The 20,462-nt window shown below is 60.6% G+C and carries 17 protein-coding genes and 1 riboswitch; of the genes, 8 read left to right on the top strand and 9 right to left on the bottom strand.

Annotation, left to right across the window (positions count from 1 at the left end; all coding sequences use genetic code 11):
* The 4 genes from U3654_RS05915 to U3654_RS05900 form a co-directional block, all read right to left on the bottom strand.
* A complete protein-coding gene (locus U3654_RS05915) occupies positions 1-264 on the bottom strand; it encodes a hypothetical protein (protein WP_324754422.1) in 264 nt (87 codons plus the stop codon).
* A gap of 102 nt (positions 265-366) precedes the next feature.
* Positions 367-569, bottom strand: a riboswitch (cobalamin riboswitch).
* A 104-nt stretch (positions 570-673) separates the two neighbouring features.
* Complete coding sequence (locus U3654_RS05910) at positions 674-3,268, bottom strand: ATP-dependent helicase (protein WP_324754421.1); 2,595 nt, start codon at positions 3,266-3,268, stop codon at positions 674-676.
* A gap of 132 nt (positions 3,269-3,400) precedes the next feature.
* Positions 3,401-3,796 (bottom strand): cell division protein ZapA, encoded by a 396-nt coding sequence (locus U3654_RS05905; RefSeq protein WP_324755234.1) that lies wholly within the window; start codon positions 3,794-3,796, stop codon positions 3,401-3,403.
* The gene (locus tag U3654_RS05900; RefSeq protein WP_324754420.1) at positions 3,796-4,341 is read right to left on the bottom strand and encodes a hypothetical protein; all 546 of its coding nucleotides are present in this window, start codon (positions 4,339-4,341) and stop codon (positions 3,796-3,798) included. The genes U3654_RS05905 and U3654_RS05900 overlap by 1 nt, the downstream gene beginning before the upstream one ends.
* A gap of 215 nt (positions 4,342-4,556) precedes the next feature.
* Here U3654_RS05900 and tkt point away from each other — a divergent pair, with 215 nt between their 5' ends.
* Positions 4,557-6,572: a transketolase gene (tkt, locus tag U3654_RS05895; RefSeq protein WP_324754419.1), complete on the top strand. Its 2,016-nt coding sequence runs from the start codon at positions 4,557-4,559 to the stop codon at positions 6,570-6,572.
* A gap of 92 nt (positions 6,573-6,664) precedes the next feature.
* Here tkt and U3654_RS05890 read toward each other — a convergent pair whose 3' ends face one another.
* On the bottom strand, positions 6,665-7,633 hold the full coding sequence (locus U3654_RS05890; RefSeq protein ID WP_324754418.1) for a DUF808 domain-containing protein: 969 nt from the start codon (positions 7,631-7,633) through the stop codon (positions 6,665-6,667).
* A 169-nt stretch (positions 7,634-7,802) separates the two neighbouring features.
* On the opposite strand from U3654_RS05890, the gene gap reads away from it, so the two are divergent.
* Both gap and U3654_RS05880 read left to right on the top strand, forming a co-directional pair.
* Entirely contained in the window at positions 7,803-8,804 is a 1,002-nt protein-coding gene (gap, locus tag U3654_RS05885; RefSeq protein ID WP_324754417.1) for a type I glyceraldehyde-3-phosphate dehydrogenase, read from the top strand.
* Positions 8,805-8,883: 79 nt separating this feature from the next.
* Entirely contained in the window at positions 8,884-9,027 is a 144-nt protein-coding gene (locus U3654_RS05880; protein ID WP_324754416.1) for a hypothetical protein, read from the top strand.
* A 3-nt stretch (positions 9,028-9,030) separates the two neighbouring features.
* Here U3654_RS05880 and coaD read toward each other — a convergent pair whose 3' ends face one another.
* The 3 genes from coaD to U3654_RS05865 all read right to left on the bottom strand — a co-directional run bounded on the left by coaD (position 9,031) and on the right by U3654_RS05865 (position 11,039).
* On the bottom strand, positions 9,031-9,522 hold the full coding sequence (gene coaD / locus U3654_RS05875) for a pantetheine-phosphate adenylyltransferase (RefSeq protein WP_324754415.1): 492 nt from the start codon (positions 9,520-9,522) through the stop codon (positions 9,031-9,033).
* Positions 9,523-9,618: 96 nt separating this feature from the next.
* Positions 9,619-10,050, bottom strand: a complete 432-nt coding sequence (locus tag U3654_RS05870; RefSeq protein WP_324754414.1) for a CBS domain-containing protein — start codon at positions 10,048-10,050, stop codon at positions 9,619-9,621.
* Between the two features lie 92 nt (positions 10,051-10,142).
* The gene (locus U3654_RS05865; protein WP_324754413.1) at positions 10,143-11,039 is read right to left on the bottom strand and encodes a LysR family transcriptional regulator; all 897 of its coding nucleotides are present in this window, start codon (positions 11,037-11,039) and stop codon (positions 10,143-10,145) included.
* A 102-nt stretch (positions 11,040-11,141) separates the two neighbouring features.
* Between U3654_RS05865 and U3654_RS05860 the strand changes: the two genes are divergently transcribed.
* The 5 genes from U3654_RS05860 (at position 11,142) to U3654_RS05840 (ending at position 17,466) form a co-directional block, all read left to right on the top strand.
* On the top strand, positions 11,142-12,641 hold the full coding sequence (locus U3654_RS05860) for a CoA-acylating methylmalonate-semialdehyde dehydrogenase (protein ID WP_324754412.1): 1,500 nt from the start codon (positions 11,142-11,144) through the stop codon (positions 12,639-12,641).
* A 127-nt stretch (positions 12,642-12,768) separates the two neighbouring features.
* On the top strand, positions 12,769-13,902 hold the full coding sequence (locus tag U3654_RS05855; protein WP_324754411.1) for a carboxylate-amine ligase: 1,134 nt from the start codon (positions 12,769-12,771) through the stop codon (positions 13,900-13,902).
* 121 nt (positions 13,903-14,023) lie between these two features.
* The gene (mmsB, locus tag U3654_RS05850; RefSeq protein WP_324754410.1) at positions 14,024-14,896 is read left to right on the top strand and encodes a 3-hydroxyisobutyrate dehydrogenase; all 873 of its coding nucleotides are present in this window, start codon (positions 14,024-14,026) and stop codon (positions 14,894-14,896) included.
* A 91-nt stretch (positions 14,897-14,987) separates the two neighbouring features.
* Positions 14,988-16,103, top strand: coding sequence for an AI-2E family transporter (locus U3654_RS05845; protein WP_324754409.1), 1,116 nt, complete (start codon positions 14,988-14,990; stop codon positions 16,101-16,103).
* Positions 16,104-16,203: 100 nt separating this feature from the next.
* The gene (locus U3654_RS05840) at positions 16,204-17,466 is read left to right on the top strand and encodes an EAL domain-containing protein (RefSeq protein ID WP_324754408.1); all 1,263 of its coding nucleotides are present in this window, start codon (positions 16,204-16,206) and stop codon (positions 17,464-17,466) included.
* 29 nt (positions 17,467-17,495) lie between these two features.
* Here the strand turns inward: U3654_RS05840 and uvrA are convergent, their stop codons facing one another.
* The gene (gene uvrA, locus U3654_RS05835; RefSeq protein WP_324754407.1) at positions 17,496-20,354 is read right to left on the bottom strand and encodes an excinuclease ABC subunit UvrA; all 2,859 of its coding nucleotides are present in this window, start codon (positions 20,352-20,354) and stop codon (positions 17,496-17,498) included.
* Positions 20,355-20,462 lie beyond the last annotated feature (108 nt).

Genomic DNA, 20,462 nt, shown 5'->3' with positions numbered 1-20,462 from the left:
TCAGTGAAATCGGGCGGCACGACCCCGGCGCGCGGGGCGTGCCACATGCGCCGTGGCCTGATGCAGGAACTGAACGAAGGCCTGCGCCGCTGCGCTTTCTGCCTGAGATGGGGCATCGGCCAATGCCTGCCGCGCCGCTTCGGGCGTCGCAGCGCCCGGCAATGTGAATGCCCATTCGAGAAAGCCCATGCGCCCTGCGGCGTCGGCATCGGGGCCTGTCGCATCGCTACGTTCCAGCCCGCTGAGGATCTGTGTCACGTTCATCTTCTGTCTTCTCCTCGGCCGCACCCCGGGCCGGATGGGGCAGAGGAATGCGCAAGGGCCGTAGCAGGGATCGCCGCCGACAGCGCCCGCACCGCCCCCCGCGGTTTGACGTCTATCCAAGGCTGGTTTCCGGACTTGAGGGGCCGGGCCTGTTCGGCCCATGATCCGGCATCCTTCCCAGACCATTTGGCCCAGTGGCGTTGTGCCGTCTCGCCCACCCTTACCGTTGCGGGGGCAGTGCCGGAATTTCACCGGCTTCCCAATTCTCCGCGTCGAGATGCGGCACCTTGGATCTCTACTGTGACGGATTCGAAATTCGCGCACAACGATTCATCGCAGGCGTATCGTCAAAAGAAATTTCTAGCCTCCGGCGGGGATATTTCTAGCCAGAAAATTCATGGCGCAATCCCTAAAACGGCACGTCGTCCGGGCTGGTGACAAAGCGCGCGACGACCTTTTTGGTGCCGGCCTTGTCAAAGGCGATTTCCAGCTTATCACCTTCGATTCCGATGATTTCGCCATAGCCGAACTTCTGGTGGAACACCCGGTCGCCCACAGTATGGGACGAGGTGGCAGCCATGTCGATCACGGGCGATGTCGATTCGCGCGGCTGGACAGTTGGGCGCTGGCTGGCGCGCGATTGCATGCGTTTCCAACCGGGGGAGTTGTAGACGTTCGCGTCAGCCACTTTGGCATCAATGCTGTTCTGCAAGTCGCCGCCCGTTCCCGCCGCGCCATATCCGCCGCCATAAAGGCCCGGCGGCGTCAGCACATCAACGTGATCCTCGGGCAGTTCGTCGATAAAGCGGGACGGCAGCGACGATTGCCACTGGCCGAAAACGCGGCGGTTGCCAGCAAAAGAGATCGTGCAAACCTCTTCGGCGCGGGTGATGCCGACATAGGCAAGGCGGCGTTCCTCTTCGACGCCCTTGAGGCCGCTCTCGTCCATTGAGCGTTGCGAGGGGAACAGACCATCCTCCCATCCCGGCAGGAACACGGCGGGAAATTCCAGACCCTTGGAGGCATGGAGCGTCATGATGCTGACTTTCTCGCCCTCATTGTCGCTCTCGTTGTCCATGATGAGGCTGACATGTTCGAGAAACCCGGTGAGGTTTTCGAAGTTTTCAAGCGCTTTGACCAGTTCCTTGAGGTTCTCCAACCGCCCCGGCGCCTCAGGGGTCTTGTCGTTTTGCCACATCTCGGTGTAGCCGGATTCGTCTAGGATGATTCCGGCCAGTTCTATATGGCTGACCCCGGCGTCACCTGTCATTCGTCCCCAGCGGGCAAGGCCGTCCAGCAGCGTCGCAAGCTCCTTGGCCCCCTTGCCGCCAAGGCCCTTTTCCTCCAGCAGGATACGCGCGCCCTCGATCAGCGGCACGCCGTTTTCGCGCGCAATCACCTGGATTTTCTGTTGCGCCTTGTCGCCCAGCCCGCGCTTGGGCGTGTTCACGATCCGCTCGAACGCCAGATCGTCGCTGGGGCTGGTGACGCAGCGGAAATAAGCCATGGCATCGCGGATCTCGAGCCGCTCGTAGAAACGTGGGCCACCGATGACGCGGTATGGCAGGCCGATGGTCAGGAAACGGTCCTCGAAGGCGCGCATCTGGTGCGAGGCACGCACGAGGATGACGATTTCTTCATGGCTAAAATAATGAAACGCAGGATCAAGAGGTTCATTGTTGTTGATGCGATCTGATAGATCTAACATCAACTTGCGGGTCTTATATTCACGTAAAGGACTATTTTGCAGTCGAAACCTCTCGTAGAGTTCGTCAGGTGTTTTTACACCTCCTAGCGCATCCTTTTTTGCCAGTCGTTCAAACTCTTGGGTAATTGTTTTTGAACGCGGGTTCCGTCTGTGAATGGCAAAGCTCGAACTTCCATCAATCATCGCCTCGATTTCCTCGCCGATCCATCGTGCCTCTTCGTCGCCGTCCCAATGACCGATCAGGCGAACTTTTTCGCCCTCCTCTACATCGGTCCACAGCTCCTTGCCCAGACGCCCCTTGTTGCCCGCGATCACGCCGGATGCAGCCGCGAGGATATGAGGGGTCGAGCGGTAATTCTGTTCCAGCCGGACCACATGCGCGCCGGGAAAATCCTTTTCGAACCGCAGGATATTGCCCACTTCGGCCCCTCGCCAGCCATAGATCGACTGATCGTCATCGCCGACGCAGCAGATGTTTTTATGACCACCCGCCAGCAGGCGCAGCCAGAGGTATTGTGCGACGTTGGTGTCCTGATACTCGTCCACCAGAATGTAGCGAAACCAGCTCTGATATTTTCGTAAGATATCGTCATGGGTCTGAAATATGCCGACGACATGCAGCAGCAGATCGCCGAAATCGACGGCGTTCAGCTCGATCAGGCGGCGCTGGTATTGTTCATAAAGCGCGACCGCCTTGCCGTTGTAGGCTCCAGCCTCGGCGGCGGGCACCTTATCGGGCGTCCAAGCTCGGTTTTTCCAGTGATCGATAACGCCGGCCAGTTGGCGCGCGGGCCAGCGTTTGTCGTCGATACCGGCCGCCCGCACCAGCTGTTTCAGCAGGCGCAACTGGTCGTCGGTGTCCAGAATGGTAAAGTTCGATTTCAGCGTTGGCTCACGGCCTTCCCCCTCGACGCCAATCAGCTCGGCATGGCGGCGCAGCAGCTTGACGCAGATCGAGTGGAAGGTGCCCAGCCACGGCATCCCCTCAATCGACTGTCCCAGCAGCGCGCCAACGCGGGTCTTCATCTCGCGCGCGGCCTTGTTGGTAAAGGTGACGGCCAGCACCTCGTTCGGCTGGGCGCGGCCCGTATTCAATAAATGCACGATACGCGTTGTCAGTGCCTTGGTCTTGCCAGTTCCCGCCCCGGCCAGCATCAGGACGGGGCCGTCCATCGTTTCCACGGCAAGGCGTTGTTCGGGGTTCAGGTCGTCCAGATACCGCGCCGGTCGCGCGGCCATTGCGCGCGCGGACAGCGATGCGCCCTCAAAGGCGTCGGATTCGTCAAAGCTATTCATGGCGTGCATCCTAGCGCGGCGCGCGCACGAGTTAAAGTGATGTTCGGCATATGTTCCGCACAAAATTAACCAAGGCGCATCGCAATCACCGGGCGACCATGCGCGTCACCCGGCCCTATCCAGCCACCCAGTTTATCCCGCCTTCTTGCCATCAATAGTTTCGGCCAGCGCCTCGGCACGGGCGGCGATTTCGGCCAGCGTGTCGGTGACCGAGGCAGGTACTACCGGCACCTCGACCCGCTCAGGCGCGGGCGCGGGCGCGTCGCGAAGGCCCGACAGTTCGGCTTCGCGCTCGGACAGCTTGTCCTCCATCTCGCGTAGCTTGTCCTGCAAACCGGCAGTCTTGTCGGCCAGCATCAAGCCAGCCATCAGCAGCATCCGTGGCTCGGGGATGCGGCCAATCTGCGCGGACAGAACCGAGGCCTCGTCATCCAGCATCTTGGCGGCGGAATGCAGAAAATGCTCTTCGCCCTGCTGGCACGAGACTTGAAAGGTGCGGCCACCGATTTCGATATCAACTTCGGGCATCATGCGTCCTCCATCCCGGTGCCGCGCGCGTCGTTGTCTGCGGACCCTCCTGTGATCTGGCCCAGCTCGGTCAGGATCACATCCATCTCGGCGCGATCAGCGGCGCGCGAGGCGCGCAGGCCGTCCAGTTCGGCCATCATCGCCTTGTTGATCAAATGCGGTTCGGCCACACCGTTGGAATTGGCCTCGCGCAGGGCGGCGTTATTGTCGCGCAGTTGCTGGTTTGCATGGCGCAGCGCCTGCAATTCGCCGTCCAGACGCTTGAGCGTCTTGGCGCGCGCAGCCTCGTCTTCGGCTTTGGTGGCGTCTGCATTGGTCGCGCTCGCCAGCTTCTCTTCGGCCTCACGGTTACGCGCATTCAGCTGTTTGACACGCTCTTCCAGTTGGGCGTTAGCCAGCTTTTCATCCTCGATCTGCTGGCGCAGGGTCTCTGCTTCGTCGTCGTCCTTGCCATTGTCACTGACTGGTCCCAGCCCGTCGAGTCCCTGCCCGATCCGCTCCAGCGCGGCCATGATGCGGCTTTGCATTGCGTCGATATCGCTCATCGCGTGAATGTCCTTCCTTAGTGTCCTGTCCGGCCATGCCGAATCGGCGCATGACCTGTTTGATCCAAGTCTAGCGAATGGCTGACAAAAAGGCTTCCCCCCTTGCGCGGTATCGTCGGGCCGGGCGGTGGCCCGCTATGGCAGCGCTTGATCTTCGGGGAAGGGCTGATATTGAGGCTGGCATAAATCATCCCTGCCAAAAGGATTCCGCTGCCGTGGATATCGCCGCCCTCGCCCGTGCCAACCCCGATCACTGGTCCAAAGCAACCGCCATACGCGCCCTGACGCTGGACGCTGTCCATGCGGCCAATTCGGGCCATTCGGGGATGCCCATGGGCATGGCCGACGTCGCCACCGTCCTCTATGAAAAGCACCTGAAATTTGACGCCTCCGCGCCCGATTGGCCTGATCGTGACCGGTTCATCCTTAGCGCTGGGCATGGCTCGATGCTGCTCTATTCGCTGCTGCACCTGACTGGCTATGCCGACATGACGCTGGAGCAGATCAAGAATTTCCGCCAGTGGGGCGCGATCACGGCGGGCCACCCCGAATACGGTCACGCCAAGGGGATCGAGACGACGACCGGCCCGCTGGGTCAGGGCATTGCCAACTCGGTCGGCTTTGCCATGGCCGAGGAAATGCTGCGCGCGCGCTATGGCCGCAAGCTGGTGGATCACCACACCTATGTAATCGCTGGCGACGGCTGCCTGATGGAGGGTATCAGCCAAGAGGCAATCACACTGGCGGGGCGTCATTCGCTGGGCAAGCTGATCGCATTCTGGGACAACAACGACATCACCATCGACGGCAAGGTGTCGCTGTCGGACCGCACGGATCAGGTCAAACGCTTCCGCGCTGCGAACTGGCAGGTGATCGAGATCGACGGGCATAACCCGGACGAAATCGACGCCGCGATCACCAAGGCCAAGACGTCCAAGAAGCCCACCATGATCGCGTGCAAGACGCATATCGCACTGGGTCACGCGGCGCAGGACACATCCAAAGGCCACGGCGCATTAACCGACAAGGACCAGATGGCCGCGGCCAAAGCCGCCTATGGCTGGACAACCGGACCCTTCGAGGTGCCAGGCGATATCAAATCCGCGTGGAAGGCGATCGGTGCGCGCGGCGTGGATGAGCGCAAGGCTTGGGAAGGCCGCTTTGCTGAGGCGTCCGAGCGCCGCCAAAAGGAATTCACCCGGATATTCGAGCGTGAGGCCCCCAAGACCCTCAGCGCGCGCATCAAGGCGCTGAAAAAGCAGATCAGCGAAGAGGCGCCCAAGGTTGCCACGCGCAAATCCAGCGAAATGGTGCTGGAGATCGTTAACCCGATCATGCCAGAAACGGTCGGCGGGTCGGCGGACCTGACTGGATCGAACAACACAAAGACCGGCGATCTGGGCGTGTTCGACGTCGACAACCGCAAGGGTCGCTATGTCTATTATGGCATCCGCGAGCATGGGATGTCGGCGGCGATGAACGGCATGGTTCTACACGGCGGCATCCGGCCCTATGGCGGCACATTCATGTGCTTTACTGACTATGCGCGCCCCGCCATGCGCCTTGCCGCACTGATGCGCATCCCGACCGTGTTCGTGATGACCCATGACAGCATCGGTCTGGGCGAGGATGGCCCGACGCACCAGCCCATCGAGCATCTGGCGATCAGCCGCGCAACGCCCAACACCTGGGTTTTCCGCCCCTGCGATACGATCGAGACCGCCGAAGCATGGGAACTGGCGCTGACGTCCAAAGAGACTCCGTCGGTCCTGTCGCTGACCCGCCAAGGCCTGCCGACCCTGCGAACCGAGCATCGCAACAAGAACCTGACAGCCGACGGCGCCTATGTTCTGGCTGAGGCCGAAGGCAAGCGGCAGGCGATTATCATGGCCACCGGGTCCGAGGTCGAAATCGCCATGAAGGCGCGCGATCTGCTACAGGGCGAAGGGATCGGCACCCGCGTCGTTTCGATGCCCTGCTGGGAGCTGTTCGAGGCGCAGGACGAGGCGGTCCGTCGCAAGGTTTTGCCCGCCGGTCCTGTGCGCGTCGCGGTCGAGGCGGCCGCGCGTCAAGGCTGGGATCGCTGGTTGTGCGGTGAGCGTGGGCGCGAGGCAAAGTCAGGCTTTGTCGGCATGGACAGCTTTGGCGCATCCGCCCCAGCCGAGGAGCTATACGAGAAGTTCGGCATCACCGCCGAGGCGGTCGCGGACAAGGTGAAGTCGTTGCTTTAAGCCATTGGGAAGACCGGCTCTCTCGGTCTTCCCACCAACTACGAAAGATCGCAAACGCTCTCGCTAAAGATATTTCGCGAAAAACTCTGGCGTCAGACGACCGGGTTCAAACGCTTTAACCGCTGCCAGATCGGTGTGATCACACGCGTACCAATCGGTATCAGTACCATCCCCAGCGCCAGACCCAGAACGCCGTCCATTGCCGCGACTAGTATCCATTTTGCTGCCGCCCGACCGCGGTCCAGCCCATGAACCACTACATCAGCAGCGTGATGTATCTGATTGTACGGCCATGTAAATCCCAGATTCGCCAAGCCATGCAGGATGATATTACCGCCGACCCACAGCATCGCCGCTGTTCCGATGACCAGCAGGGTCGTCAGTACTTTCGGCATCACGGCGACCAATCCGCGTCCCAATCTGCGCGTCACGTCGAGCCGCCCCTTGGCCGCCATCAGCAGCCCCAGATCATCGGCCTTCACGATCAGTCCCACCGCACCATAGACTGATACCGTGATCAGCACCGCAACGGCAGCCAGAGTGGCGGCCTCCATCCAGAACGTGCTTTCGGGAATGGCGGCCAGCGCGATGGTCATGATCTCGGCCGAGAGGATAAAGTCGGTCTTGATCGCGCCCGAAATCTTTTGCTCTTCCAGATGGGCGGGGTCGTCCGGCACGGCCTCGGTTGTCTCATCCTCGTGATGACCGACGCCCAGCACGTGGGCCACCTTCTCGGCGCCCTCAAAGCACAGATAGCAGCCCCCCAGCATCAGTAGCGGCGTAATCGCCGCCGGCGCAAAGGCGCTCAGCGCAAGGCCGGCGGGCAACAGAAACACCAGCTTGTTGATCAACGATCCACGCGCAATGCGCCAGATGATCGGCAATTCGCGATCCGCGTCAAAGCCGGTGACGTATTTCGGCGTCACGGCGGCGTCGTCGATCACGGCACCTGCCGCTTTTGCCCCTGCCTTGGTCGCTTGCGCCGCAACGTCGTCAATCGACGCCGCCGCAACCTTGGCGATCGCGGCCACGTCGTCTAACAGGGCCAGTAATCCGCTCATGCAATGCCTCCTTGTTCGCCCCGGCAACGTAGCGCCAGAGGGCGCGCGCACAAGGACTGCGTCGCCAATTAGCGCTAACAGTTGAAAACCTGCGCATTTTGACCTTTCGGCAATCGGCCTCGCGCCCTATATCGCGCTCAACGCTTGTCAATCGTCAGGAGCCCACACAATGACCGTCACCGTCGGCATCAACGGATTTGGCCGCATCGGCCGCGCTACCCTCGCCCATATCAGCGAGACAGGGCGCGAGGATATCAAGGTGGTCAAACTGAACGCGACCGGCCCGCTGGAAACCGCCGCGCATCTGATCCGCTTTGATAGTGTGCATGGCCGCTTTCCCGGCACAGTGACGACCGGCGACGGCACGCTGGATCTGGGGCGCGGCGCAATCCAGATGTTTTCAACCTACGAGACGAACGAGTTGGACTGGGACGGCTGCGACGTCGTGCTGGAATGCACCGGTCAGTTCAATGACGGCGACAAGGCCAAGGCCCATCTGGAGCGCGGTGCAGGCAAGGTGCTGCTGTCGGCCCCCGGCAAGAACGTGGACCGCACTGTTGTCATGGGCGTCAACGACGGTGAATTGCAGGCGGGCGAGCGTATGATTTCGAACGGGTCCTGCACGACCAACTGCCTCGCCCCGCTGGCCAAGGTGCTGCATGAGGGCATCGGCATCGAGTCGGGCATCATGACAACGATCCACGCATATACCGGCGATCAGCCCACGCTGGATCGCCGTCACAAGGATCTCTACCGCGCGCGTGCTGCCGCCATGTCGATGATCCCCACGTCTACCGGCGCGGCCAAGGCCCTGTCCGAGGTTCTGCCCGCCCTCAAGGGCCGCCTAGACGGATCGGCCATCCGGGTGCCGACACCGAACGTATCGGCGGTGGACCTGACCTTTGTCGCCAGCAAATCTGTCAGCGCGGCGGACGTAAACGCGATCGTAGCCGAGGCAGCGGCAGGCCCGATGAAAGGCATCCTCGCCTATGATCCCGCGCCCAAGGTCAGCATCGATTTCAACCACACCGAAGAGAGCAGCATTTTCGCCCCCGAGCAGACCAAGGTCGTCGGCGGCACTTTGGTGCGGGTACTGGCATGGTATGACAACGAATGGGGCTTCTCGTGCCGCATGGCCGATGTCGCCGCCCTAATGGGCCGTCTGGGCTAACCACCGCGCAATTCTGCCAGATGCGGCCCCCGTCCGTCACAATGCGCCGGGCCGCATGTCTTTTGAGAGGGCGCTGCACATGACCGACCGGATCGCGCTGGGGCTGTTTATGCTGATCGCGCTGGCGCTGTTTCTGGACTACTGGTTCCAAGACATGGACGGGCTGATTTTTCTGGGTGCCAAGCTTGGCGATCTGATCGAATGGCTGGCCTTCTGGCGCTAAGGTTCAGCGGTATTTGGCAATCAGCGCGGCGTTCACGTCCGGCGTGACGAAGGTCGACACATCCCCGCCCAACCGGGCAATTTCTTTGACCAGTTTTGATGCGATGGCCTGGTGCCCGGTATCGGCCATCAGGAAAACAGTCTCGATGCTGCTGTCCAGCGCGCGGTTCATGCCGACCATCTGGAATTCATATTCGAAATCCGCAACTGCACGTAACCCGCGCACGATTACCTGCGCGCCAACGTCGCGGGCGCAGTCGATCAGCAGGTTTTCGAACGGATGCACGATGATCTCTGCGCCGCCGGGCACGGCAAGGCGCGCGGCCTCGGCCTCGATCATCGCGACACGCTCTTCCAGCGTGAAAAGCGGACCCTTGTCGCGGTTAATCGCAACGCCAATCACGAGGCGGTCGACCAGCCGCGCGGCGCGGCGGATGATGTCAATATGACCCAGCGTTAAAGGGTCGAATGTACCGGGGTAGAGGCCGATGCGCATGAGGGGTCATCCGTATGTCGTTTCGCTCAACCAGCACGTCGGGGTGGCAAATAGCAATAGGCGCAGCGCAAGATGCGCGTCCACCTCCAGCCAAAATTACCGGCCCATGATCATGCCCTGCATCGACTCGTTCTCCATCGCCAGCTCTTCCAGACGCGCCTTGACCACGTCGCCCAGCGTCACGATGCCGATCAGCTTGCCGTTGTCGGTGACAGGCATGTGGCGAAACCGGCCTTCGGTCATGCGGGTCAGGACATGCTCGCCAGTATCGGACAGGCTGGCACACACCGGATCGCGCGTCATCATGCTGTTGATCGTCTCGGCGAGGCACGCCGCGCCACGCTCGCCCAGCGAGCGAACGATGTCGCGCTCCGACAGGATGCCTTCGACATGGGCATCATCTGTCACGACGATCAGCACACCGATGCGCTCTTTTGCCAGCTTGGCTGCAGCATCGGACACTTTCGCACCTGCGACAGTGGTGAACACTGCATCACCCTTGACCTTAAGTATCTGTCCAACAAGCATAATCGCCCCCTCACTTTTCGATAATACCGTTATCGCTATCGGTCCACCCCCAGCGTAAAGATGAGACGGCATCTGTCAAGCGCCGACGCGCCTCAGGTTAACCCCTCCAGCCGGGCGACCTCGCGGCGCATTCCAGTTACCAGCGCCTCGGCAAAGCGGTTCAACCTGTCGAGACGGCGATCGTCCACATGGCGGATCAAGTAAAAGCTGCGCGTGAGGCTTACCTCATCGGGCAAAACCTTGACCATGCCGCGCCCGAACGGAATCGAGAAATCATGCACGATTCCGACCCCAGCCCCCTGCCGGATCCAGTTCAATTGAACCGAGACCGAGTTGCTGGCCAGATCAACACGGGGCAGGCCCGCCTCGGCCATGTAATCCAGCTCTTTGTCGAAAATCATGTCCTGAATATAACCGACGATTCGGTGATGGCGCAGATCGTCAATGCAGCTTATTGGCGCCGTGCGGCGCAGGTAGTTGCGCGAGGCGACGAGGCTCAGCTTGTAATCGGTGACCTTCTGAACGCTCAGCCGTCCAGCCAACGGCGCGCTGACGGCGATGGCCATGTCCGCCTCGCGGCGCGACAGGTTGAACACACGCGGCAGCGCGACGATCTGCACCTCAAGGTCGGGATTGCTGTCGACGATCTGAGCGCAGACCTGCGGCAGGAGGAAATTCGCCGATCCATCTGGCGATCCCAACCTGATCTGCCCGCTTAGGCGCGCACCCTGCCCCGTCAGATCTGCAAACCCTGCCGTTACCTCCTGCTCGGCCCGGGTGGCATGATCCATCAGCCGCTGGCCCTCGTTGGTCAGCGCGTACCCTTGCGGCGATTTGGCAAAGAGCGGCGCGCTCAGCGCCTCTTCCAGCCGCGCGATTCGACGTCCAACCGTGGCTGGGTCAATTTTCAGGATACGGCCCGCCGCCGACAGGCTTTCATGGCGTGCGACAGCCAGAAACACTTTAAGATCATCCCATTGCGGCTGCATAGCCAATCCCTTTGCAAAAATGCAAACTGTGTTTGAGAGATTGCCCCTGTTCGCCTCAATTTTGCAAGGCTATGCTGCGCTCAAATTCAAATGGAGGATTCCATGACTGAACTGACACATTACATCAACGGCAAGCATGTCAAAGGCACGTCGGGCCGTTTCGCTGATGTCTATAACCCCGCGACCGGCGAAGTGCAGGCGAAATGCCCGCTGGCCTCGGTAGAAGAACTGAACAGCGCCGTCGCCGACGCCGCCAAGGCGCAAGTGGAATGGGCCGCCGTCAACCCGCAGAAACGCGCCCGCGTGATGATGGAATACGTGCGCCTGATCAACCGTGACATGGACAAGCTGGCCGAGGCGATCAGCCGCGAGCATGGCAAGACGATCCCCGATGCAAAGGGCGACGTGCAGCGCGGCATGGAAGTCATCGAATTCTGCATCGGCGCGCCGCATTTCCTGAAGGGTGAGTATTCCGGCAGCGCCAGCACCGGCATCGACATCTACTCGACGCGCCAGCCGCTGGGCGTGGTTGCGGGCATCACGCCCTTCAACTTTCCTGCCATGATCCCAATGTGGAAAATGGGCCCGGCGATTGCGGCAGGTAACGCCGTCATCATCAAGCCCAGCGAGCGCGACCCTTCCTGCCCGCTGATGCTGGCCGAACTCTGGACCGAGGCAGGCCTGCCCGATGGCGTCTGCCAAGTGGTCAACGGCGACAAGGAATCGGTCGACGCGATCCTCGACAACGACACGATCCAGGCCGTCGCCTTTGTCGGCTCGACGCCCATTGCGCAGTATATCTATGGACGTGCCTGCAGCAACGGCAAGCGCGCGCAGTGCTTTGGCGGTGCCAAGAACCATATGATCATCATGCCCGATGCGGATCTCGATCAAGCCGCCGACGCGCTGATCGGCGCAGGTTATGGCGCAGCGGGTGAACGCTGCATGGCGATTTCCGTCGCTGTTCCCGTGGGGGATGAGACGGCGGACAAGCTGATCGAAAAACTGGTCCCGCGCATCGAGGCGTTGAAGGTCGGTCCATATACCGGCGAAAGCGATGTCGATTATGGCCCCGTCGTGACCGCAGCCGCCAAAGAGCGTATCCTTGGCCTCGTTCAGTCCGGCATCGATCAGGGCGCTGAACTGGTCGTCGATGGGCGTAATTTCAATCTGCAAGGCTATGAGGATGGCTTTTTCGTCGGCCCGCACCTGTTCGACAAGGTGACGCCCGACATGGACATCTATAAGCAGGAAATATTCGGCCCGGTTCTGACCACTGTGCGCGCGGGCAACTACGAAGAGGCGCTGAAACTGGCCTCGGATCACGAGATGGGCAACGGCACCGCGATCTTTACCCGCGATGGCGATGCGGCGCGCGATTTCGCGTCTCGCGTGAATGTCGGCATGGTCGGCATCAACTTCCCCATCCCGGTTCCGCTGGCGCATTACACTTTCGGCGGGTGGAAAAAATCGGGCTTCGGCGATCTTAACCAGTACGGGCCGGACGCGTTCAAGTTCTATACCAAGACCAAGACCGTCACATCGCGCTGGCCCTCCGGCATCAAGGAGGGCGGCGAGTTCCACTTCAAACTCGCCGATTGATCCAGAACTCCAAAACGCCCGGTCCCCGCGACCGGGCGTTTTTCGCTGACCCAACGATAATTTGCAGAATTATCTTGGCACGCGGCTCCACCTGCGCTTTGCTGGCCACCCGGCACAGGAGACGCGCATGACCCTGAATGAGCCTGACTTTACCATCGGCATCGAAGAGGAATACCTCTTGGTCGACCGCGAGACGATGGCACTGGCCGAGGCGCCGGACGCCCTGATGGAGGCCTGCAGCAGCGAACTGCAAGACCAGGTCAGCCCCGAGTTCCTAAACTGTCAGATCGAAATCGGGACCAAGGTCTGCGCCACTATTGGCGAGGCGCGCGATGATTTGCGCCGCCTGCGCGCCTGCGTTGCACACGAGGCCGACAAATTCGGCCTCGCCCCCATCGCTGCCTCCTGTCATCCGTTCTCGGACTGGCGCGAGCAGAAGCACACCGACAAGGACCGCTACAATAACCTCTCGGCCGATCTGGCGGGCGTCGTGCGGCGCATGCTGATCTGCGGGATGCATGTGCATGTCGCCGTAGGCGCGCCGGACCGGCGCATCGACATAATGAACCAGCTCAGCTATTTTCTGCCGCACCTTCTGGCACTTAGCTGCTCCTCACCGTTCTGGCAGGGGCATGACACCGGCCTCGACAGCTACCGCCTGACCGTCTTTGACAACCTGCCCCGCACCGGCCTGCCGCCCCGCATGAGCAGCTTTGGCGAATTTGAGCGCGCGGTGGGTGTGCTGACCGATCTGGGCGTGATTGAGGACGCCTCGAAAATCTGGTGGGATCTGCGCCCTTCGTCCAAATACCCAACCATCGAGTCGCGTATTTGCGACGTGCAGCCTCGGATGGAGGACGCATTGACGCTGGCCGCGCTGACGCAGGCGCTGTCGCGGATGCTGTGGCGGCTGTCGGTGAAGAACCAACGGTGGCGCATTTACGAGAGTTTTCTGATCTCTGAGAACCGTTGGCGCGCGCAGCGCTATGGCGTGCGCGAGGGGTTGATCGACTTTGGCCTCGGCCAGATCGTCCCGTTCGAGACGCTGATGGGCGAGATGCTGGAACTGATTGCCGAAGACGCGGTGCATTTCGGCTCGGCCAGCGAGGTGTCGCGCGCCCGCGATATCGCGGCAAACGGTACCAGCGCCGATCGCCAGAGGCGCGTCTATCAGGCCGCGCTGGACGCAGGCAAGGACCGCGATTCCGCCCTGCGCGCTGTCGTCGCGCATATGATCGACGAATTCCACGCCGATCTTTGAGCGCCACAAAACAAGCACTTTGCGCTGGGGCATTCGATCGAATTCCGCCCCCGGTCGGCATTGCCCCTGCCCCGTCGATGGCGATACTGTGCGATAAATTCAGACGCAGAAAGGGCACATCATGCAAATCGGCTTCATCGGACTAGGCAACATGGGCGGGCCGATGGCGGCCAATCTGGCCGCTGCCGGACATGACGTGACAGGCTTTGACCCCGCTGGCGTCAGCGCCGAGGGCGTCACCAAGGCGGCCAACGCCGAAGACGCCGCCAAGGATGCCGAGGTAGTCATCACCATGCTACCAAACGGCGATATCTTGCGCAGCGTGGCGGCCCAGATCATCCCCGTCATGAGCAAGGGCGCGGTGTTCCTCGACTGCTCGACCGTCGATGTGACCAGCGCTCGCGATGTCGCAGACGACGCGCAGAAGGCCGGACTATCGGCCCTTGACGCACCTGTATCCGGTGGCACCGGCGGGGCGTCAAGCGGCACTCTGACCTTCATGGTCGGCGGCGACGAAGCCGGCTTTGCGACCGCCAAGCCGCTTTTTGACATCATGGGCCAAAAGGCCGTGCACTGCGGGCCGTCGGGCAATGGTCAGGCGGCCAAGATCTGCAACAACATGATCCTCGGCGCGACGATGATCGTCACCTGCGAGGCGTTTGCGCTGGCCGACAAACTGGGGCTGGACCGTCAGGCAATGTTCGATGTGGTCAGCACATCGTCGGGCTATAGCTGGTCGATGAACGCCTACTGCCCCGCGCCCGGCATCGGCCCCAAAAGTCCTGCCGACAACGACTATACGCCCGGCTTTGCCGCTGAACTGATGTTGAAGGATCTGACGCTGGCACAGCAGGCCGCCGAGGCCGCCGATGCCGACACGCCGCTTGGAGCTGCCGCACGCGCGCTTTATGCGAAGTTTGTCGAGCAGGAAGACGGCAAGGGCCGCGATTTCAGCGCCATGCTGCCCCGCTTTGCGGCACGTGGGCGTGGCTAAAACCTCGCGCTTCAAAATCCACAGGAACCGCAGGCCCGAAATGGACGTTATGCCTGATAGGACGTAGGGCGTTCAGGGGGACATATCCAAGTTGAAGGCACAAAAACGCATATATGTGCCGCTAATTGGCATTTTCATCGTGATATTGGTGGTGGCCCTCGTGGCTGCCGCAAATTTTTTGATTCCGGTAACAGCGGCGATCCTGTCCTACTTCGTCTTTAGCAGGCCACGTCGCGTGCTCGAACGTATGGGCTTGCCAAATATGGTGATCGCGACGTTTTTCACATCAATCCTGTTCGTCATAGTCGGAGTCGCCATCGCCTGGTTCGCCGAACCTGTGACAAATCTGATCGACGATATGCCGCGTCTGATGCAGGAAATGCAGGCCAAACTGGGCGACAGCAGCGGCACGCTGGCCAAGGTCAACGAGGCGGCCAAAGCCATTGATGACGCGGTCAGCAATGCTGATGCAACACCGGCAATGGAGGTTGAGGTCGTGTCCGAAGCATCGACCTCTATAACCATTCTCACCATGGCGCCCAAGGTGATGAGTCAGATTATCTTTGCTATCTTCCTGACCTTCTTTCTTATTGGTTCGGGCGACTTCTTTGCACTGCGTACAGTCCAAAGCCTGCCCAAGCTGCAAGACAAGCGCCGCGCCGTCGAGATCATCAAGACCATTGAGGACCGGCTAAGCCGCTATCTGGGCGGGATTGCCATTATCAATGCCGGGCTGGGCCTCTCTATCGGTGCGGCTATGTACCTCTGGGAGGTGCCTAACGCCATCGCCATCGGGGCCATGGCCTTTGCGCTGAATTTCGTGCCGTTTCTCGGGGCTGTCGTGGGTGCAGGCATCGCGGCGCTTGTCGCCTACGTTTCACTTGATACCGGATGGGAGGCGATTGGCGTGTTTGCGACCTACATGCTCCTCACCTCACTGGAGGGCCAGATCGTCACGCCGCTTGTGATCGCGCGCCGGATGCAGCTGAACACGCCGATCCTGTTCCTGATCGTGGCCTTTTTCGCCTATATTTGGTCTATTGTCGGCATGGTCGTCGCCGTGCCGGTGCTAATTGTGGTCAAGATTGTCTGCGACGAGATTGACGGGCTCAAGCCTATGGGGCATTTTTTGGGCGACAGCACCGTGCGCACGCGGCGCTCGGCCGCGCCTGCTTCGGACGATCCGCCTCGCAAGACGAATACATAAAATCTTTTGCATTGATCTTCCCGCGATGGGCGGAACTAAATCCTTTGGTCAGGTTTTGGCCCCTACTCTGGGGCATACCGCGCAATGCAAAGGTTTACCGATGCCCCATACAGTCGCCGATCCGGCTGCCATGCTCACTGCCATCGCAAATGTTCCGACCCTAAGCGGGGATGATACGATCCATTCCGCATTGGAATTCGTGCGCAGTCATCTGGGTATGGAGGTGGCGTATCTGTCGGAGTTCATCGGCGACGATCTGGTGTTCCGTGCCGTCAGTGCACCGGGATTCGAGGATACGGCCTATGTCGGCGCCACCATGCCGCTGGATGACGTCTACTGCCGCCATATTCTGGCCGGACGCCTGCCAGAACTGATCCCCGACACAGCCAACGAACCGCTCTGCCGCGATATACCATTGACCAGTGCCATACCGATCAAGAGCCATGTCAGCGTACCGATCCGGCGACGCGATGGCAGTGCATACGGCATGTTCTGCTGTCTTAGCCGCACGGCCAAGCCTGATCTGACACAGCGCGACCTTGCCGTAATGCGCGCCTTCGCAGGCCTTTCAGCCGAGCAGGTGAACGGCAGGATCGCTGAGCGTGTAACGTATGATACGACCGCCACCGCAATCAAGGCGATACTTCAAAGTCGCGATTTCGATGTGGTCTATCAGCCGATCATGGACGCCGCAGCGCGCCGCCCAAAAGGCTTTGAGGCGCTCTGCCGTTTTCGCGCTCAGCCCTACCGCCCTCCGAATCTGTGGTTCGACGATGCGGCGACTGTCGGCCTACAGGCTGATCTGGAAATTTGCGTTATCGAACAGGCCCTGATCGCGCTGAACCAACTGCCCCCCAGCATTTATGTCTCGGTCAACGCCTCACCGGCGACGGTCGCGTCGGGTCGCCTCGGCGACGTGTTCAAGCATTGGCCCGCAGAGCGCATCGTGCTGGAAGTGACCGAGCATTCCATGGTCGATTGCTACGACAGCCTGCTGAGCGAGCTGGACACTTTGCGCTTTCGCGGTGTGCGGCTGGCAATCGACGACGCCGGGGCGGGGTATTCCGGTCTCCAGCATATCGTGCGCCTGCATCCCGACATCATTAAATTGGACATTTCGCTGACCAACCGGATCGACGAGGATATCGTGCGCCGCTCACTGGGTGCTGCATTGGTCCGGTTCGCTGTTGAAATCAACGCAGCTATCGTCGCCGAAGGTATCGAAACAGAGGGCGAGCTGACCACGTTGCACGACCTGGGCGTACCACTCGCCCAAGGCTATTTTCTGGGAAAGCCCGCTGATCTGGCCACCGCCAAGGCGTGGTTCGACGACACCGCAGCCACAGAGGGCTGCACCGGCTGAGAAACGCCGCTCATGCGCGCCGCGCGATCCTATTCCGCAGCTACTTTGCGCGGCTGCAACATAGGTCCAAGGTATTGGCCGGTGTAACTGCGTGGTTCTGCCGCCACCTTTTCCGGTGTTCCGGTCGCGACCACTTCGCCACCGCCATCGCCGCCCTCAGGGCCGATGTCGATGATCCAGTCGGCGGTCTTGATCACGTCAAGGTTATGTTCGATCACCACCACCGTGTTGCCGCTGTCGACCAACTCATGCAGCACTTCGAGCAGCTTCTTGACGTCCTCGAAATGCAGGCCTGTCGTCGGCTCGTCCAGAATATAAAGCGTGCGCCCGGTTGAGCGTTTGGCCAGCTCCTTGGACAGCTTGACGCGCTGCGCCTCGCCGCCCGATAGCGTCGTCGCCTGCTGACCGACCTTGATATACCCAAGGCCAACGCGCACCAACGCGTCCATCTTTTCGCGGATACTCGGGACGGCCTTGAAAAACTCCTGCGCATCTTCGACCGTCATATCAAGAACGTCCGCTATACTCCTGCCCTTAAAGCGAATTTCCAATGTTTCGCGGTTATACCTCGCGCCCTGACACGTCTCGCAGGTGACATAGACATCGGGCAGGAAGTGCATCTCGATCTTGATAAGGCCATCGCCCTGACAGGCTTCGCAGCGCCCGCCCTTGACGTTGAAACTGAAACGGCCCGGCTTATAACCGCGCGCCTTGGACTCGGGGAGGTTAGCGAACCAGTCGCGGATCGGCGTGAACGCGCCCGTATAGGTCGCCGGGTTTGAGCGCGGCGTGCGTCCGATGGCGCGCTGGTCGATGTCGATGACCTTGTCCAGATACTCCAACCCCTTGATCGTCTCGCAGGGTGCGGGCGTCTGACGCGCGCCGTTCAGCTGCATGGACGCGGTCTTGAACAATGTCTCGATGGTCAGTGTGGACTTGCCGCCGCCCGACACGCCCGTCACGCACACAAATTTTCCCAATGGGAATTCGGCGGTCACATTCTTGAGGTTGTTACCAGTCGCCTTGACCACCTTCACCTTTTTCCCACTGCCCTTGCGCCGTGTATCAGGCACAGCAATCTTGCGTGTGCCCGACAGGTACTGCCCGGTGATCGAATTGGGATCGGCAGCCACAACGGACGGCACGCCATGGCTGACCACCTCACCCCCATGCACGCCTGCACCGGGGCCGATGTCGAAAACGTAGTCGGCCTCGCGGATCGCCTCTTCGTCATGTTCGACCACGATCACGGTATTGCCCTGATCGCGCAGGTTTTTCAGCGTCAGCAGCAGCCGGTCATTATCGCGCTGGTGCAGGCCGATGGACGGCTCATCCAGCACATAAAGCACTCCGGTCAGACCGCTGCCAATCTGGCTGGCCAGACGAATACGTTGCGATTCCCCACCCGAAAGCGTCCCAGCGTTGCGGCTGAGCGTCAGGTATTCCAGACCGACGTTGTTCAAAAACCCTAACCGTTCGCGGATCTCCTTGAGGATGGCGCGCGCAATCTCGTTCTTTTGATTGCTCAGGGATTTCGGCGCTTCGCTCACCCACTCCAACGCCTCACGAATCGACATCTGCACGACTTGGCCAACATGCAGCCCAGAAATCTTGACCGCCAGCGCCTCTTCCCGCAAACGATACCCCTCGCAAGCACCGCATGGGCGGTTGTTCTGATAGCGCTCGAACTCTTCGCGCACCCAAGCTGAATCTGTCTCGCGGTAGCGGCGCTCCATGTTGGGAATCACCCCCTCAAAGCTGCGCGAGACGTTATAGACGCGCCCGCCCTCGTCGTAGCGAAAGGCGATCTCGTCCTCACCCGAGCCATACAGGAACACCTGCTGCACATGCGGCGCGAGATCCTTCCATTTGGTCTTGGGATCGAACTCGTAATGTTTGGCAATCGACTCAATTGTTTGCAGAAAATAGGGGCTTTTGCCCTTGCGCCACGGGGCCAGCGCACCGTCGTAGATTTTCAGGTTCTGGTCCGGCACCACCAGCCGTTCGTCAAAGAACAGCTCAACGCCAAGACCATCGCAAACCGGGCACGCACCAAAGGGCGCGTTGAACGAGAACAGGCGCGGCTCGATCTCGGGGATGGTAAAGCCGGACACGGGGCAGGCAAATTTTTCGGAAAACGTGAACCGTTCGGAGTCGCCCTCGCTGGGCGCGGTTTCGAGAATGGCGATGCCATCGGCCAAATCCAGCGCGGTGCGCAGGCTGTCGGCCAGTCGCGTCTCGAGGCCCTCGCGCACGACGATACGGTCGACCACGACGTCGATGTCATGGCGGAATTTCTTGTCCAGCGTCGGCGGCTCGTCCAGCTCGTAAAACTCGCCATTCACCTTGACGCGCTGAAAGCCGGATTTGCGCAGCTCTATAAATTCCTTGCGATATTCGCCCTTTCGATCACGCACAATGGGCGCCAGCAGATAGGCGCGCAGCCCCTCCTCCATGCCCATGATCCGATCAACCATGTCCTGCACCTGCTGTGCCTCGATCGGTTTGCCAGTCGCCGGGCTATAGGGCGTTCCCGCGCGGGCAAACAGCAGTCTAAGGTAGTCATATATCTCGGTCACTGTGCCGACGGTCGAGCGGGGATTCTTCGACGTGGTTTTTTGCTCGATGCTGATCGCGGGCGATAGGCCGCTGATGTGATCGACGTCAGGCTTTTGCATCATGTCGAGAAACTGGCGCGCATAAGCTGACAGCGATTCGACGTAGCGGCGCTGCCCTTCGGCATAGATCGTGTCGAAGGCGAGGCTGGATTTGCCAGACCCCGACAGGCCGGTAATCACCACAAGCTGATCGCGCGGAATGTCCACGTCGATATTCTTGAGATTATGCTCGCGCGCGCCGCGTACTTCGATGTTCTTCAGCTCAGCCATGATGCCCCCGGGGTTGAGGCTTAACAGATAGTGTATGGTGCGCGCGCTTCCAACCCATATTTGCGAACGAAAGTGGAACGCGTATTATAGAAACCAAAGTGATCCCCC

Origin of the sequence: Roseovarius sp. Pro17, assembly GCF_035599575.1 — a bacterium.
Classification (GTDB): Bacteria; Pseudomonadota; Alphaproteobacteria; order Rhodobacterales; family Rhodobacteraceae; genus Roseovarius.
The sequence above is the reverse complement of the archived record's forward strand: the minus strand, read 5'-3'. Positions and strand labels throughout refer to the sequence as shown.

Excerpts from the sequence above, each read along its gene's own strand:
- gap (WP_324754417.1), top strand. The coding sequence starts at position 7,803 with ATGACCGTCACCGTCGGCATCAACGGATTTGGCCGCATCGGCCGCGCT.
- U3654_RS05860 (WP_324754412.1), top strand. The coding sequence starts at position 11,142 with ATGACTGAACTGACACATTACATCAACGGCAAGCATGTCAAAGGCACG.
- U3654_RS05915 (WP_324754422.1), bottom strand. The coding sequence starts at position 264 with ATGAACGTGACACAGATCCTCAGCGGGCTGGAACGTAGCGATGCGACA.
- coaD (WP_324754415.1), bottom strand. The coding sequence starts at position 9,522 with ATGCGCATCGGCCTCTACCCCGGTACATTCGACCCTTTAACGCTGGGT.
- U3654_RS05900 (WP_324754420.1), bottom strand. The coding sequence starts at position 4,341 with ATGAGCGATATCGACGCAATGCAAAGCCGCATCATGGCCGCGCTGGAG.
- U3654_RS05865 (WP_324754413.1), bottom strand. The coding sequence starts at position 11,039 with ATGCAGCCGCAATGGGATGATCTTAAAGTGTTTCTGGCTGTCGCACGC.
- U3654_RS05910 (WP_324754421.1), bottom strand. The coding sequence starts at position 3,268 with ATGAATAGCTTTGACGAATCCGACGCCTTTGAGGGCGCATCGCTGTCC.
- U3654_RS05840 (WP_324754408.1), top strand. The coding sequence starts at position 16,204 with ATGCCCCATACAGTCGCCGATCCGGCTGCCATGCTCACTGCCATCGCA.
- U3654_RS05905 (WP_324755234.1), bottom strand. The coding sequence starts at position 3,796 with ATGCCCGAAGTTGATATCGAAATCGGTGGCCGCACCTTTCAAGTCTCG.
- U3654_RS05890 (WP_324754418.1), bottom strand. The coding sequence starts at position 7,633 with ATGAGCGGATTACTGGCCCTGTTAGACGACGTGGCCGCGATCGCCAAG.
- uvrA (WP_324754407.1), bottom strand. The coding sequence starts at position 20,354 with ATGGCTGAGCTGAAGAACATCGAAGTACGCGGCGCGCGCGAGCATAAT.
- U3654_RS05880 (WP_324754416.1), top strand. The coding sequence starts at position 8,884 with ATGACCGACCGGATCGCGCTGGGGCTGTTTATGCTGATCGCGCTGGCG.
- mmsB (WP_324754410.1), top strand. The coding sequence starts at position 14,024 with ATGCAAATCGGCTTCATCGGACTAGGCAACATGGGCGGGCCGATGGCG.
- U3654_RS05855 (WP_324754411.1), top strand. The coding sequence starts at position 12,769 with ATGACCCTGAATGAGCCTGACTTTACCATCGGCATCGAAGAGGAATAC.
- U3654_RS05870 (WP_324754414.1), bottom strand. The coding sequence starts at position 10,050 with ATGCTTGTTGGACAGATACTTAAGGTCAAGGGTGATGCAGTGTTCACC.